This is a genomic window from Streptomyces sp. NPDC088730 (assembly GCF_044751215.1).
Lineage (GTDB): Bacteria > Actinomycetota > Actinomycetes > Streptomycetales > Streptomycetaceae > Streptomyces.
The window spans coordinates 490,593-504,756 of the sequence record NZ_JBIVLK010000004.1 but is presented as its reverse complement, the minus strand read 5'-3'; the positions used below and the strand labels follow the sequence as shown (position 1 = coordinate 504,756).

13 protein-coding genes are annotated in these 14,164 nt (G+C 73.1%); 12 read left to right on the top strand and 1 reads right to left on the bottom strand.

The features are described from left to right. The first annotated feature begins 7 nt into the window (after nucleotides 1-7). Nucleotides 8-1,009, top strand: coding sequence for a sensor histidine kinase (locus ACIP89_RS17250; RefSeq protein WP_401927491.1), 1,002 nt, complete (start codon nucleotides 8-10; stop codon nucleotides 1,007-1,009). Next, nucleotides 993-1,667 (top strand): response regulator transcription factor, encoded by a 675-nt coding sequence (locus ACIP89_RS17245; protein ID WP_073737121.1) that lies wholly within the window; start codon nucleotides 993-995, stop codon nucleotides 1,665-1,667. The genes ACIP89_RS17250 and ACIP89_RS17245 overlap by 17 nt, the downstream gene beginning before the upstream one ends. A gap of 51 nt (nucleotides 1,668-1,718) precedes the next feature. Here ACIP89_RS17245 and ACIP89_RS17240 read toward each other — a convergent pair whose 3' ends face one another. Beyond that, a complete protein-coding gene (locus ACIP89_RS17240) occupies nucleotides 1,719-3,119 on the bottom strand; it encodes a PLP-dependent aminotransferase family protein (protein WP_401927489.1) in 1,401 nt (466 codons plus the stop codon). A 116-nt stretch (nucleotides 3,120-3,235) separates the two neighbouring features. On the opposite strand from ACIP89_RS17240, the gene ACIP89_RS17235 reads away from it, so the two are divergent. Genes ACIP89_RS17235 through ACIP89_RS17190 form a run of 10 tightly spaced genes read left to right on the top strand, consistent with a single transcriptional unit; the run spans nucleotide 3,236 to nucleotide 14,111 of the window. Further along, complete coding sequence (locus ACIP89_RS17235; protein ID WP_401927486.1) at nucleotides 3,236-4,567, top strand: nucleotide sugar dehydrogenase; 1,332 nt, start codon at nucleotides 3,236-3,238, stop codon at nucleotides 4,565-4,567. Continuing rightward, nucleotides 4,567-5,655 (top strand): anthranilate phosphoribosyltransferase, encoded by a 1,089-nt coding sequence (gene trpD / locus ACIP89_RS17230; protein ID WP_401927483.1) that lies wholly within the window; start codon nucleotides 4,567-4,569, stop codon nucleotides 5,653-5,655. Before ACIP89_RS17235 ends, trpD begins: the two co-directional genes overlap by 1 nt. Further along, the gene (locus tag ACIP89_RS17225) at nucleotides 5,655-6,452 is read left to right on the top strand and encodes an indole-3-glycerol phosphate synthase TrpC (RefSeq protein WP_401927481.1); all 798 of its coding nucleotides are present in this window, start codon (nucleotides 5,655-5,657) and stop codon (nucleotides 6,450-6,452) included. Before trpD ends, ACIP89_RS17225 begins: the two co-directional genes overlap by 1 nt. Continuing rightward, nucleotides 6,449-7,636 carry a tryptophan synthase subunit beta gene (trpB, locus tag ACIP89_RS17220; protein WP_401927478.1) on the top strand — a complete coding sequence of 396 codons (1,188 nt, stop codon included), beginning with the start codon at nucleotides 6,449-6,451 and terminating at the stop codon, nucleotides 7,634-7,636. Before ACIP89_RS17225 ends, trpB begins: the two co-directional genes overlap by 4 nt. After that, nucleotides 7,633-8,430 carry a tryptophan synthase subunit alpha gene (gene trpA / locus ACIP89_RS17215; RefSeq protein ID WP_401932288.1) on the top strand — a complete coding sequence of 266 codons (798 nt, stop codon included), beginning with the start codon at nucleotides 7,633-7,635 and terminating at the stop codon, nucleotides 8,428-8,430. Before trpB ends, trpA begins: the two co-directional genes overlap by 4 nt. Continuing rightward, nucleotides 8,427-9,587: a DegT/DnrJ/EryC1/StrS family aminotransferase gene (locus ACIP89_RS17210; protein WP_402115508.1), complete on the top strand. Its 1,161-nt coding sequence runs from the start codon at nucleotides 8,427-8,429 to the stop codon at nucleotides 9,585-9,587. Before trpA ends, ACIP89_RS17210 begins: the two co-directional genes overlap by 4 nt. Further along, nucleotides 9,584-10,708 (top strand): DegT/DnrJ/EryC1/StrS family aminotransferase, encoded by a 1,125-nt coding sequence (locus tag ACIP89_RS17205; RefSeq protein ID WP_402115507.1) that lies wholly within the window; start codon nucleotides 9,584-9,586, stop codon nucleotides 10,706-10,708. The genes ACIP89_RS17210 and ACIP89_RS17205 overlap by 4 nt, the downstream gene beginning before the upstream one ends. A gap of 5 nt (nucleotides 10,709-10,713) precedes the next feature. Next, entirely contained in the window at nucleotides 10,714-11,643 is a 930-nt protein-coding gene (locus ACIP89_RS17200; RefSeq protein ID WP_401927467.1) for a sugar phosphate isomerase/epimerase family protein, read from the top strand. Then, nucleotides 11,636-12,943 (top strand): M20/M25/M40 family metallo-hydrolase, encoded by a 1,308-nt coding sequence (locus tag ACIP89_RS17195; protein WP_402115505.1) that lies wholly within the window; start codon nucleotides 11,636-11,638, stop codon nucleotides 12,941-12,943. The genes ACIP89_RS17200 and ACIP89_RS17195 overlap by 8 nt, the downstream gene beginning before the upstream one ends. A gap of 52 nt (nucleotides 12,944-12,995) precedes the next feature. Further along, entirely contained in the window at nucleotides 12,996-14,111 is a 1,116-nt protein-coding gene (locus tag ACIP89_RS17190) for an Ldh family oxidoreductase (protein WP_401927463.1), read from the top strand. Nucleotides 14,112-14,164 lie beyond the last annotated feature (53 nt).

Genomic DNA, 14,164 nt, shown 5'->3' with positions numbered 1-14,164 from the left:
AAGCCCCTTGGTCGCGAATGAGGGCGCCTGGCATACGTGCGCGCTGCAGGCCGAGCGGATCATCCGGGACTGCGCGGACAGCCTGCAGCACGGCCGGTCCGACGTGCGGGACACGCTGATCCAGCAGGTCGCGGGCCTGGGGGTGCAGCGCGCCACCCAGGGCATCGACGCGGTGCACTCCATCCGGGCCGGGCTGCTTCTCTTCGACATCGTCTTCGACGCCCTCGGCAAGGCCATGGTGAACTCGCCCTCCGCGTTCGACGGGTTCCAGGCCGGGGTGCGCACCCTGCAACGGGGGATCGGCAGAAGGCTGGAGGCCGGCGCGCTGGGGCACGACACCTACCTGCTGAACACCGTGCGCGAGGTCAACGCCGCCACCCAGCGGCAGCTCGCCCGCGAGATCCACGACCACCTGGGCAACCACGTCAGCCTGGCCCTGCGCCGGATAGAGCTGCACGAACTGACCTGGGAGTCCAGACCGGAGGAGGTCGCCGCCCGGATCGGCTCCGTCAAGGACACCCTCACCGAATCGCTCGGGATCATCCGCGACCTGGTCACCCAGCTGCGCCGGGCCGACCGCGAGGGCACGCTGGAGTCGGCGTTCACCGCGTTCCTGGAGTCGATGGAGATCACCCCCTCCAAGGTGCGCATCCAGGTCAACGGCAGCGAGGAGTGGGCCCCGCAGGACGTGCTCGACGAGGTGTTCCTCGTGGTGCGGGAGTGCCTGCGCAACTCACTGGCCCACGCGGATGCCGAGCACGTGCTCGCGGCGATCGACATCGCCCCGTACAAACTGCAGGCCCTGATCGAGGACGACGGCCGGGGGTTCGACGTCTCGGCGGTCGCCGTCGCGGGCAAGGCCAACGGCATCGCCTCGGCCACCGAACGGGTCGAACTCCTGGGCGGGACCATCCTGTTCACCAGCGCTCCCGATGCCGTCGGCACCCGGGTCACGATCACGATCCCCCTGATGGACCTCCCAGGTGATTCCGTTGAACGCGCGACCTGAACTGATCCGCATCCTCGCGGCCGACGACCACACCCTGCTGCGCACCGCGCTGGCCGAACTGCTCAACGCGGAGGACGACCTCCAGGTCGTGGCCGAGGCGAGCAGCGGACGGGGCCTCGTCGAGCTGGTGGAGCGCCACCAGCCGCACGTGGTGCTGCTCGACGTGGAGATGCCGGACCACCACCCCAGGGCCGCCGTACGCGGGCTCCTGGAGCGCTTCCCGAGCCTGCGCATCATCATCCTCACCATGTACGACGACCAGCCGCTCGTGCACGAACTGCTGCAGCTGGGCGCCCGGGGCTATCTGCACAAGAGCGTGTCGCGTGCGGCGCTGCTCAGCGCGGTGCGCAACGCGGCGCGGGAGGACGACCAGATCACCATCCTGGTGCCGCGCTCGGGCTACACCTCGGGTGGCTACCAGACCCAGGAGCAGGACGCCGGACCGGTCTCGCCGCGCGAGCGCGAGGTGCTGACGTGCGTCGCGGAGGCCATGAGCAACCGGCAGATCGCGGCCCGGCTCGGCATCACAGAAGGCACCGTCAAGCGTCATCTGCGCAATATCTTCGACAAGTTGGAAGCGGTCTCGCGCATCGACGCGGTGAACAAGGCGCTGGCCCAGAAGCTGATCGCCGCCCCGCGCGGCCGCTCGATGCGGTAGCGGTAGCGGCGGCTCTCGGGCCGCTCAGCCGCTGGCGGCCTCGCGGTGGCCTCAGCCCCGGGCGGCCTCGCGGTAGGAGTCGCCGATCGCCTCGATGGCGTCCGAGATGCCCGTCAGGGGCAGCGAGCCGTACCCCAGGAGCAGGCCCGGCGCGCCGGGCATCCCGCTGAACCGGAACTGCCGGCCGCTGCGGACCAGGACCGAGCGGCGCTGGGCGCCGTGCACCACGGCCGCCTCGTCGGTGCCGGGGGGCAGTACGGCGTAGCTGTGCAGTCCGGCCGCGCAGCCGATCAGCCGGGCCTCGGGCAGCGACTCGTGAACGGCCGCCGCCAGCGCCTCGCGGCGGGAGCGGTAGCGGGAGCGGACCCGGCGCAGGTGCCGGTCCAGCAGCCCGCTGCGCATCAGCTCGGCGAAGGCCAGCTGGGTGAGGGTGTCGGAGCCCTGGTCCTGGCGGGAGCGGACCCGTTCCATCAGCGGGTACAGCTTCGGGGGTATCGCCAGCCAGCCCAGCCGCAGGCCCGGCACCAGGACCTTGCTGGTGGTGCCCGCGTAGACCACCCGCTCCGGGTCGCCCTCCTGGAGCGCGGTGGGCCTGGCCCCCCGGTCGAACCAGAACTCGCCGTCGTAGTCGTCCTCGATGATCCAGCCGTCCCGCGCCCGCGCCCAGGCCAGGAGCTGTTGGCGGCGCTCCGGCGACATCATGACCCCGGTCGGGAACTGGTGCGCGGGGGTGACCAGGACCGCGCGGGCGCCCGAGCGCTCCAGCGCCTCGACGATCAGGCCCTCCTCGTCCACCGGCACCCCCACCGGGGTTATCCCGGTGTCCAGGATGAACCGGCGCTGCCCGTTGTGCCCCGGCTCCTCGATGGCCAGTTCATGGATGCCGAGCCGCTGGAAGGAGTCGGCCAGCAGCGCGAGGCCCTGGGCGAAGCCCGCGGTGACCATCACCTGCCCCGGCTCCGTGTGCACCGAGCGCACCCGGCCCAGATAGGCGGAGAGTTCATTGCGCAACTCCGCGATCCCGGCGACCGGCGGGTAGTCCATGCCTTCCCGGCCGACATTCTGGAGCACCTTCGTATAGGAGTTGAGCCACTCCTGGCGCGGGAAATTCGACAGGTTCGCGATGCCTACCCGCAGGTCCCAGCGGGCACTTGTCGCCGGACGGGAATCCAGCAGCGAGGTGTCGCCGGCGCTCTCGGGCAGTTTCCGCGCGACGTGGGTGCCGGAGCCGCGGACCGCGTCGAGGTAACCCTCGGCGATCAGCTGCTCGTACGCCTCGACCACCACACTGCGCGAAAGCCCCAGGTCCAGGGCGAGTTGACGGCTCGAAGGCAGTCGGGATCCGGGGTGCAGAACCCGGTCCTCGACCCGGCTCTTGATGGCGTTCTGCAGTTGCGCGGTGAGCGGTACAGCCGAGTCTCGGTCCACTTGGACTGACAGGTACCAGGCCATCTGGTCTGCTCCGTCTCCCCCGCAGTGGTCTGGGTGGTCCCCCCGGCCCACTGGCCTAATTGATCACGCCAACGGCCTTTATTTATAGCACTCAGAGGGAGAATCCCATGGTTGCAATGACTGGCGTAATCGCTCCCGCGATTCACGGGCGGGACGGCGCACAGGTCTTCGACGAGAAGATCGAGAGCCGTACCCTGCGCGTGGGAATCGTCGGACTCGGCTACACCGGTCTCCCGCTCGGTCTCGGTTTCGCCACGGCGGGCCTTCCGGTCCGCGGGCTGGACACGGACGCCGAGCGGGTCGACCGGGTGGCGCGCGGCAGTTCCTATCTGCCGGATGTGAGCGACGCCGAACTCGCGGCGGTGAGCCAGCAGTTGAGCGCCACCACCGAGCCCGGAGAGCTGGCCGGCTCGGACGTACTGATCGTCTGCGTCCCGACCCCGGTCACCGGTGACCAGCAGGCCAACCTGGATTACGTCAACTCCGCGATGGACTCGGTGGCGCCGCTGCTGCGCCGGGGGACGCTGCTGATCCTCCAGTCCACCGTCCCGCCGGGTACCACCGCCGCGGCGGCGGCGGCCCTTGCCGAGTCCACCGGCCTGGAGCCGGGCACCGACTTCCACGTGGCGATGGCCCCGGAGCGGGTCGACCCCGCCAACACCGGTGGCTGGAACCTCAGCAACACCCCGAAGGTGGTGGGCGGTCTCACCGAGGAGTGCACCCGCCGCGCCGCCGCCCTGTTCGGACTGGTCTGCGAGACGGTGGTGCCGGTCTCGCGGACGGAGGTCGCCGAGCTCTCCAAGGTCTTCGAGAACACCTTCCGGCTGGTCAACATCAGTCTCACGCTGGAGCTTTCCGACCTGTGCCGGCAGCTGGACATACCGGTCCGTGAGGTGATCGACGCCGCTTCCACCAAGCCCTACGGATTCCTCCCGCACTACCCCGGACCCGGCGTGGGCGGTGAGTGCATCCCGGTAGACCCGCTGTTCCTGCGCGAGGCCGCGGACCGGGCCGGCACCGACATGAAGCTGGTGGCCGCCGCGTTCGACCGGGTCGAGAAGCGGCCCGGCCAGGTCGTGGAGCGGCTGGCGGAGCTGATCGGGGACCGCGGCGCCGCGCTGAGCGGCGCCAAGGTCCTCGTCGTCGGCGTCAGTTACAAGTCCGGCGTCGCCGACCTGCGCAACGCCCCCGCCCTGGACGTCATCCGCGGACTGCGCGCCGCCGGGGCCACCGTCTCCTACCACGACCCGCTGGTCCCGGACCTCGTCGTGGACGGGGAGCCGGTCGCCGCCGCCGAATGGGCGGTCACGGAGCTGGCGCAGCTGGACGCCGCGGTCATGGTCACCGCGGTGCCCGGTCTGGAGCAGGACCTGCTGTGGGGCATCCCGCCGGTCGTCCTGGACACCCACAACAAGCTTGAGGCGGCAAGCAATGTGGCGGTGCTCTGATGGCGGCCACCCTGCTCGGCGGCCGTGCGCTCCCCGCCGTCACCCGGGACGCGGTCGCGGGCCGGACGGTCTCCGCGCAGGCGGCCCAGGACGCGGTCGCGGAGCTGCTGGACGAGACGACGGACGAAGTGGAGGCCGCGGCCTTCCTGACCGCCGTCGCGGTGGGCGGGGCAACCCCGGTCCTGGTGGCGGCGGCGGTGCGGGCGGTGCTCGCGGTGGCCAGGCCGGTCGGCTGGACGGGCCCGGCGGTCGATGTGGTCGGCACCGGTGGTGACGGCAGCGGCTCGGTCAACATCTCCACGCTGGCCGCGCTGGTGGCGGCCTCCGCCGGGGCGACCGTGGCCAAGGCCGGCAACCGGGCGGCGACCTCGCAGTGCGGGAGCGCCGACCTGCTGGAGGCCCTGGGCATCGAGCTCGACCCCGGGGAGCGCATCGGGGAGCTGCTGGCCGGACACCGGTTCGCGTTCCTCTTCTCCCCGGCGCTCCACCCGGCGCTGCGCCGACTGGCGCCGGTCCGCCGCCGGCTCGGCTTCCGCACCCTGTTCAACCTGTCCGGCCCGCTCGCCAACCCCGTCCCGCTGACCGGCCGGCTCATCGGCACCGCGACCCGGCAGGACCAGGAGGTCATGGCACAGGCCGCGGCACTCCTCGGCTACCGGCGGACCTGGGTCATCCAGGGCTACGACGGGATGGACGAACTGACCACCGGGGGCCCCGCACGGGTGCTCCAGGTGGACGGCGGCGAAGTCACCGAGTCCACCGTGGACCCGGCCGGGCTGCCGCTGCGCCCGGCGGGCCGTGCCGAACTGGCGGGCGGTGGCCCGGCACGCAACGCGGTCCTCGCCCGCCAGGTCCTGGCCGGCACGGCGCCCCGCCCGCTGCTCGACACGGTGCTGCTGAACGCGGCGGCCGTGCTCCACCTCGCCGGGCAGGCACCCGACCTGCCGTCCGCGCTCGGCCTCGCCCGGCACGCCGTCCAGCGCGGAGCACCGGCCGAACTGGCCGCCCGGCTCGCCGCGCACCAGCCCACACCGGCCGGGCCCGCAGCCCGCGCCGCCCGCACCTCGATCACCCGGGAGAGCCTCTGATGGCCACGCACCTCGACGAGATAGTCGCCGCCAAACGCGCCGCCTGGAGCGGCCCGGCGGCAGCCGACGCGGCGGCCCGGGGCCGCCGGACGCCGGCCGTACCCGGCCGGTTCGCCGCCGCACTGGGCGGGCCCGAGGTCTCGGTCATCGCCGAGATCAAGCCGAAGTCCCCCTCCAAGGGACAGCTGCTCGACCCCGGACTGGCGGTCCCCCTCGCCAGGAAGTACATCGACGGAGGCGCCTCGGCCATCTCCGTACTCGGTGACACGCCCTTCTTCGGCGGCTCGCCGGAGCTGGTCCGTACCGTCGCGGAGCACCCGGACGTCACCGTCCCGGTCCTGTTCAAGGACTTCATGGTCGACATCCGGCAGATGCGGCTGGCCCACGACAGCGGCGCCGACGGCGTCCTGATCATCGCCCGCGCCGTCGGGGACGCCCTGCTGACCGACCTGGTGCAGACCGCGCACGGCCTCGGCCTCGACGCACTGGTGGAGACCTTCACCCAGGACGAGGTGGACCGGGCGCTGCTCTCCGGGGCCCGCATCATCGGCATCAACAACCGGGATCTGCAGACCTTCTCCGTGGACCTGGACAACTCGGCCAGGCTCCGCCGCGACATCCCGCGCGGCGTGCTGACCGTCAGCGAGAGCGGCCTCGGCGGCCGCCCCGACATCGAACGCATCGCAGCGCACGGCTTCGACGCCGCGCTGATCGGTGAATCCCTGCTCAGCAGCCCCGACCCCGCCGCACAGCTGCGGTCCTTCACCGGGGTCCCGATTCTGGAGGTGGCCTCGTGAACGGCCGATTCGGCGAGTACGGCGGACAGTTCGTCGCGGAGACCCTGGTGGGCCCGCTGCAGGAACTGGAGGAGGAGTACCACAAGGCCCTGGTCGACCCGGAGTTCAACGCGGAGCTCGACAGGCTGCTCAAGATGTTCGTCGGGCGGCCCACCCCGATCACCGAGCTGCACCGGCTCGGCGCCACCGAGAACGGCGTCAAGCTGTGGCTCAAGCGGGAGGACCTGACCCACACCGGGGCCCACAAGATCAACAACTCGGTGGGGCAGGCCCTGCTCGCCCGCCGGCTCGGCAAGAAGCAGATCATCGCGGAGACCGGCGCGGGCCAGCACGGCGTCGCCGTGGCCGCCGCCTGTGCCTACCTCGGGCTTGAGGCCACCATCTACATGGGCCGGGTCGACGCCGAGCGGCAGGCCCCCAACGTGCAGCGGATGGAGCTGCTCGGCGCCCGCGTCGAACTGGTCGACCTCGGCACGGCGACCCTGAAGGACGCCATCAACGCGGCGATCCGCGAGTGGATCGCCCGCCCCGACACCACGCACTACCTGCTCGGCTCGGTCGTCGGCCCGCACCCCTTCCCGACCATCGTGCGCAACTTCCAGTCGGTCATCGGCCGCGAGGCCCGCGCCCAGTTCCTGGAGGAGAACGACCGGCTGCCCGACGCGGTCGTCGCCTGCGTCGGCGGCGGCTCCAACGCGGCCGGGATGTTCGGCGCCTTCCTCGACGACCCGGTCCGCCTCGTCGGCGTACAGGCCGCGGGCGAGGGCAAGGGCGGCCAGGGCGGGCACGCGGCCCCGCTGCTCTACGGCGACCCCGGCGTCCTCCAGGGCACCCGCACCTACCTGCTCCAGGACGACGACGGGCAGATCCAGCTCACCCACTCCATCGCGCCGGGCCTCGACTACGCGGGCGTCGGCCCCGAGCACTCGCACTACAAGGACACCGGGAAGGTCGAGTACATCGCGGCCTCCGACAACGAGGCGCTGGACGCCTTCGCCGCGCTCAGCTCGCAGGAGGGCATCCTCCCGGCCCTGGAGTCCGCGCACGCGGTGGCCGGCGCCCTGAAGGTGGCCCGCGAGTCCGCACCCGGCAGCACCATCCTCGTCAACCTCTCCGGCCGCGGTGACAAGGACCTCACCTCCGCCATGGCCGCCCTGAAGCAGCGTGAGGAGACCACCCGATGAAACGCCTCGAACAGACCTTCACCGACAACCGGGCCAAGGACGAGACCACCCTCGTCGCCTACCTCACCTCCGGCTACCCGCTGCTCGGCGAGACCGTGGGCCTGATCTCCGCCGCGGTGGACGCGGGCGCCGACGTGATCGAGCTCGGGGTCCCGTTCTCCGACCCGCTCGGTGACGGCCCGGTCATCCAGGCCACCGGACAGGCCGCCCTGGACACCGGCACCACCACCGCCGCCACCCTCGACGTGGTCGCGGAGGCGCGGGCCGCCGGGGTGGAGGCGCCGATCGTGCTGATGGGCTACTGCAACCCGTTCCTGCGCTACGGCCTGACCCAGCTGTACGACGACGCCAGGTCGGCCGGCGCCGACGGATTCGTCGTCCCCGACCTGCCGGTCGGTGAGGGCGCCGAGTGGCTGGCGCAGGCCGAGGCCACCGAGCTCGGCCAGACCTTCTTCACCGCCCCCGGCAGCTCGCCGGAGCGGATGGCCGCCTCCGCCGCCGCCTCCCGGGGCTTCCTCTACGTCCTCGCGGCGAACGGCGTCACCGGGGTCCGCTCCGAGCTCGACCCCGGCATCGACGCCTACCTGGAGCGGGTGCGGGCGGCCGGTGACACCCCGATGGCCGTCGGGTTCGGCATCTCCCGGCCGGACCACGTCGCCGCCCTGCACGGCAAGACGGACGGCGTGATCGTGGGCAGCGCGCTGCTCCAGGCGATCGGCGCGGCCAGGGACGCGGCCGGCCGCCGGCAGGCCGTCACGGGGCTGATCTCCTCCCTCAAGGCGGCCACCCGATGAGCGACGCCACCGCCATCCCCTTCTTCAGCGGCGCCGCCTCCGTCCGCCGGGACTGGCCCCGGCTGGAGGCCCGCATCCGCGAGGTCGCCGCCTCCGGCCGGTTCACCTCCGGCCCGGTCACCGCCGAACTGGAGGCGGCGATCGCCGCCCGCACCGGCGCCCGGCACGCGGTGGCCGTCGCCAACGGGACCGACGCCCTGGTGATCCTGCTCCGGGCGGCGGGCATCGGCCCCGGCGACGAGGTGATCGTCCCCGCGTACACCTTCTTCGCCACCGCCTCCGCCGTCCTGCACGTGGGCGCCCAGCCGGTGCTGGTGGACGTCCTGCCCGGCAGCTACGCGATGGACCCGAGGCGGGCCGAGGACGCGATCACCGAGCGGACCAGGGCGATCATGCCGGTGCACCTGTTCTCGCAGATGGCCGACATGGAGGTGCTCAAGGACCTGGCGGACCGGCACGGACTGATCCTGCTGGAGGACAGCGCCGAGGGCATCGACATGTGGGCCGGCGGGGTGCACGCGGGCCTGTGGGGCAGCGGTGGCGTGCTCTCCTTCTTCCCCACCAAGACGCTGGGCTCGCTCGGCGACGCGGGGATGCTGCTCACCGACGACGACGAGATCGCCGCAGCCGCCCGGCGGCTGCGCCTGCACGGCCAGGGCACGGACGGCGCGTACGCCACCGACGGCGCCTACGTCTACCAGGAGCTCGGCTACAACAGCCGCTGCGACGAACTGCACGCGGCGTTCCTGCTGCACCGCATGGAGCGGCTGACCGAGGAGACGGAGCGCCGCGCCGAGCTGGCCGCCCGCTACGACCGGCTGCTGGCGCCGCTGGCCGGCACCGTCGACACCCCCTGGATGGCGCCCGCCAAGACCCCGAGCAACCAGATCTACTACGTCTACCTCATCGAGTGCGACCGCCGGGACGAGCTGGCCGCCCACCTCGAAGCGAACGGCGTCGGCACCGAGGCGTACTACCCCCGCCCGCTCACGGACCAGCCGCTGCTGGCCCCGCTGCCGGGCGCCCGCCACCCGGTCCCGGTCGCCGCCGCCGCCGCGGACCGGGCCCTGGGGCTGCCGCTCTACCCCGACCTCACCGACGAGCAGGCCGACCGCGTCGCCGCCCTGATCCTCGCCTTCTACGGAGCCGCATCGTGACCACTGCCATCCCCTACTTCGACTGGCCCGCCCGTTCGGCCGACTGGGCCGACGACATCGTGGAGGTCTTCCGAGAGGTCGCGCTGAGCGACGAGTTCATCCTGAAGTCCCGGGTCGAGCGCCTGGAGTCGGAGATCGCCGCGCGCACCGGAGCGGCCCACGCCATCGCCGTGGCCAGCGGCACCGGCGCGCTGAGCGTGATCCTGGCGGCGCTCGGCCTCGGCGACGGCGACGAGGTGGTCACCCCCGCGTTCTCCTTCGTCTCCACCGCCTCCACCGTGGCCCTGCGCGGCGCCCGCCCGGTCTTCGCGGACGTCGAGTACGAGACCGGCCTGCTCGACCCGGCCGCCGCCGAGGCCGCCGTCACGGAGCGCACCAGGGCGCTGCTCCCGGCCTACCTGTTCTCGAACTCCCCGAAGATGGGCGCCTTCGCCGAACTCGCCGCCCGGCGCGGGCTGTACCTGGTCGAGGACAGCGCGATCGCGCTGGGCGCCACGGTCGACGGCAGGCCCGCGGGCCGGCACGGGCACGCCGGGCTGTACTCCTTCTTCCCGGCCAAGCCCGCGGGCGGCATCGGGGACGCCGGGATGATCGTCACCGACGACCCCGGGCTCGCCCGCACCGCACGCATGCTGCGCAACCACGGCCAGCCCGCCGGCAAGCGCTTCTACCACGAGCTGCTCGGCTTCAACTGCCGGATGGACGAGCTCACCGCCGGCTTCCTGCTCCGCAAACTCCCGCACCTGGACCGGCTGCTGGAACGCCGCCGCGAGATCGCCGCGATCTACGAGGAGGGGCTGCGCCCGCTGGGCCCGGCACTGCTGCCGCCGCCGGCCGGTTTCGAGGAGCGCTCCGTCTACACGTACGTCGTACGCGCCCAGCAGCGCGGGGAACTGCGCGCCCAGCTGGCGAAGGAGGGCATCGAGACCGCCGTCTACTACCCGCGCCCGCTGCACCTCCAGCCCGCGTTCGCCCACCTCGGCCACGGGACCGGTGACTTCCCGGTGGCCGAGCGGCTCTCCCGCGAGTCCCTCGCGCTGCCCCTGCACCCGGACATGGCGCCGGGCGCGGCCGAGCGGGTCGTGGCCGCCGTCAACCGCTTCTGCCGGGCGGGGGGCTGAACGAGATGCCGGCAGCGAAGGACCTCTTCATCACGGCGGACCGGCTGTGCGGGATCGGGGACGAGGCAGCCCCCGACCTGGCGGGCCAGCTGGCCATCCACCACGAACTGGGCATGGACGCCATCGAGTTGCGCACCGTCGACGGCCGCGGCCTGCACGAGCTGGCCCCGGGCGACGCCGCGGACCTGGCCCGCCGCACCATCGTCGCGGGTCTGCGGGTGCCCGTCGTCGACACCCCGGTGGGCTCCTGGTCCACCACCGTCGCCACCCCCATGGACGAGGAGCTGGCGGCCCTCGAACGCTCCGCCAAGGCGGCCGCGCTGCTCGGCTGCGACCGGCTGCGGGTCATGTCCTACCCCGGCGACGGCCGCCCGGAGCGCGAATGGCGCGCCGAGTCGCTGCGCCGGATGAAGACGCTGGCCCGCGAGGCCGAGCGGCTCGGCGTGACCCTGCTGCACGAGAACTGCCAGGGCTGGGCCGGGCAGAGCGCCGCGCACACCGTGCGGATGCTGGAGGAGGTCGCGAGCCCCCGGCTGCGGCTGCTGTTCGACACCGGCAACGGCCTCGCCTACGGCTACGACTCGCTCGACTTCCTGCGGGGCGTGCTGCCGTGGGTGGAGCACGTGCACATCAAGGACGGCGTCCGCACCGGCACGGACGCCGAGTTCACGATGCCCGGCGAGGGCACCGCCCACGTCGCGGAGTGCGTGGCTCTGCTGGAGCGCCACGGCTACCGGGGCTTCTACAGCCTGGAACCCCACCTGGCCCGCATCCCGCACCTCGGCCTGGCGGGCGACCCCGCCGCACTGGCCGACGGCTACCGGGAGTACACCCGGCGCTGCACCGCGCTGCTCGGCATCGGCACCACGGACAGCCGCGCGTTCATCGAATCCGCGGACAGCCCCATGTACTGGGAGGGCAGCCACCATGGCTGAGACGGCCCGCACCACCCGCACCCACGGCGGCCTCGGCGCCGGTGACCTGGAGTGGCTGACCGAGCTGATGGCCGTCGACTCGGTCTCGCCGCTGGAGGGCGGCCCGATGGACGGGGCGGCCCGCGCGCAGCGGGTCTTCCTGGCCGGTGCCGCCGAGCGCGGCTTCCGCACCGCACTGCACCGGGCGCCCGCGCCCGAACTCCTGGAGCGCCCCGAGGTGCCGGCCCCGGTACGGGAGGCGGCCGCCCGCGACCTGCCCGCGTTCCTGGCCGGGCAGCCCTCCGTGGTCGTCGCCCACGGGGTCCCGCAGCCGCAGGAGCGCCGCCTGGTCATCAACTTCCACGTGGACACGGTCGGCCCGCACGTGCCGCCCCGGCTGGACGGGCGCATCCTGTACGGCCGGGGCGCCGTCGACGACAAGGGCCCCGGGGTCGCCGCCGCGGCCGGGGTGGCCGCCGCCTTCGCGGAGGACCCGGGGCTGGACGGCCGGATCGAGGTGCAGATCGCCTCGGTGCCCGGCGAGGAGGGCGGCGCGATGGGCACGTACGGCACCCGCGCCCTGGTCGACGCCGGGTTCACCGGGCGGCTGATGGTGTTCGCGGAGCCCACCGGCAACACCTTCATGGACGGCTGCACCGCCGCGATGACCCCCCGGATCACGGTGCTCGGCCAGGACTCCACCGACGACCACCCGGCCGACGGCCACAACGCCACCGTGCTGCTGGGCTTCCTCGCGGACTTCCTGGCCCGCCGGCTCGGCCCGCTCGCCCACGGCATGGGAGCCAAGCTCTGCGTCTCCGGACTGCACACCGGCACCGCGCACAACCGGGTCTACGGCGGCGGCCAGCTGCTGCTCAACATCGCCTACCCGGCCACCGAGCAGGCCGAACTGCTCGCCGCCTCGCTGGAGGTGCTGATCGAGGAGGCCAGGACCGAGTTCGCGCATCTGCACGCCCACGACCCGTTCAGCCGCCGCACGGTGAAGGACTGGCGCCGCATCGTCCGCCTGGACTGGCTGAAGCAGGGCCTGCCCACCCTGAACAACCGGGACGCGGAGGCCGAACTCGTCCTGGACGAGGCCGGGTTCCACCGGCACGACGGACTGGCCGACGGCTCCGCGTTCACCTGTGACGCGATCTGGGCGCCGGGCCCCGGCCGCTATGTGGTGGCCTGCGGACCGGGCCAGCTCGACGCCAACGGGGCCCACACCGCCGACGAGTTCGTGCACCTGGACGACCTGGACACCTACGCCCGGCGGATCAAGGAGCTGGTGCACGCGTTCGCCGCCCGCACCGCCTGACCGGCTTCCCCCGCACCCTCCCCAGAGAACCCCACCCAGAAAAGGATTCGCCATGACCGTCCGTGTCCCCCTCGCCGAGCTCACCACCTTCGTCCACGACGTCCTCACGGAGTGCGGCCTGGAGACCGGGTCGGCGCGCACCGCCGCCGACGTCATCACGTACGCCGACGCGAACGGCTTCACCACCCACGGCACCAACGGGCTCGTGAACATCTACGCCCCCCGGCTGCTCGACGGCCGGATAGCCGCCGCCGCCGCGCCGCGCGTCGTCCAGGAGACCGCCGGGGCCGCCCTGCTCGACGGGGACCGCGGGCTCGGCCTCGTCACCATGGACCTGGCCATGGACATCGCCATGGCCAAGGCGCGGCAGACCGGCATCGGCATGGTCGCCGTCCGCAACAGCACCCACTTCGGCAGCGCCGGCTACTACACGCAGAAGGCGGCGGCCGCCGGGCTGATCGGCCTGGCGATGACGAACTGCGGCGCCCAGGGCGTCGCCCCGCCGCTGGGCGGCACCGTGCGGATGCTCGGCACCAACCCGCTGAGCGCGGCCGTGCCGGTGACCGAGGGCGCGCCGTTCGTCCTCGACATGAGCACCACGGTGGTCGCCACCGGAAAGATCAAGGCCGCCCACCGGGAGGGGAAGCAGGTCCCGCAGGAGTGGCTGATCCGGCACGACGGCACCCCGACCTCCGACCCGGCCGACTTCATGTCGGAGGAGGCGGACGTCGCCTGGCTCGGCGGGCCCGCCTCGACCGGCGGCGCCAAGGGCTTCGGCCTCGCCCTGCTGGTGGACCTGCTGTGCGGCCCGCTCTCCGGCGCCGCCTACGGCCCCCGGCCCGGCGTGCTGAAGGGCGAGCCGGCCGGCGACGACAACGTGGGCCACACCGCGATCGTGATCGACCCCTCGGCGTTCGGCTCCGCACACGCGATCGCCGCCGAGAACCGCCGGCTGCTCGACACGGTCGTGAACTCCCCGGCCGCCGAGTACGCGACGCGGGGCGTCACCTACCCGGGAGCCCCCGAGGCCGCCCGGTACGAGCGGTCGCGGCGCGAGGGCGTCGAGCTGCCGGGGCCGGTGGCCGACGGCCTGGTCGCGCTCGCGGAGCAGCTGTCCGTGGAGGCGCCCGGCGCGCTGGCCGTGCGGACCCTCGCGCCCGCCGCCTGACGCGGACCGCGGAACCACCCCTCACACGACCGAAGACACGGAAAGGACCGAAC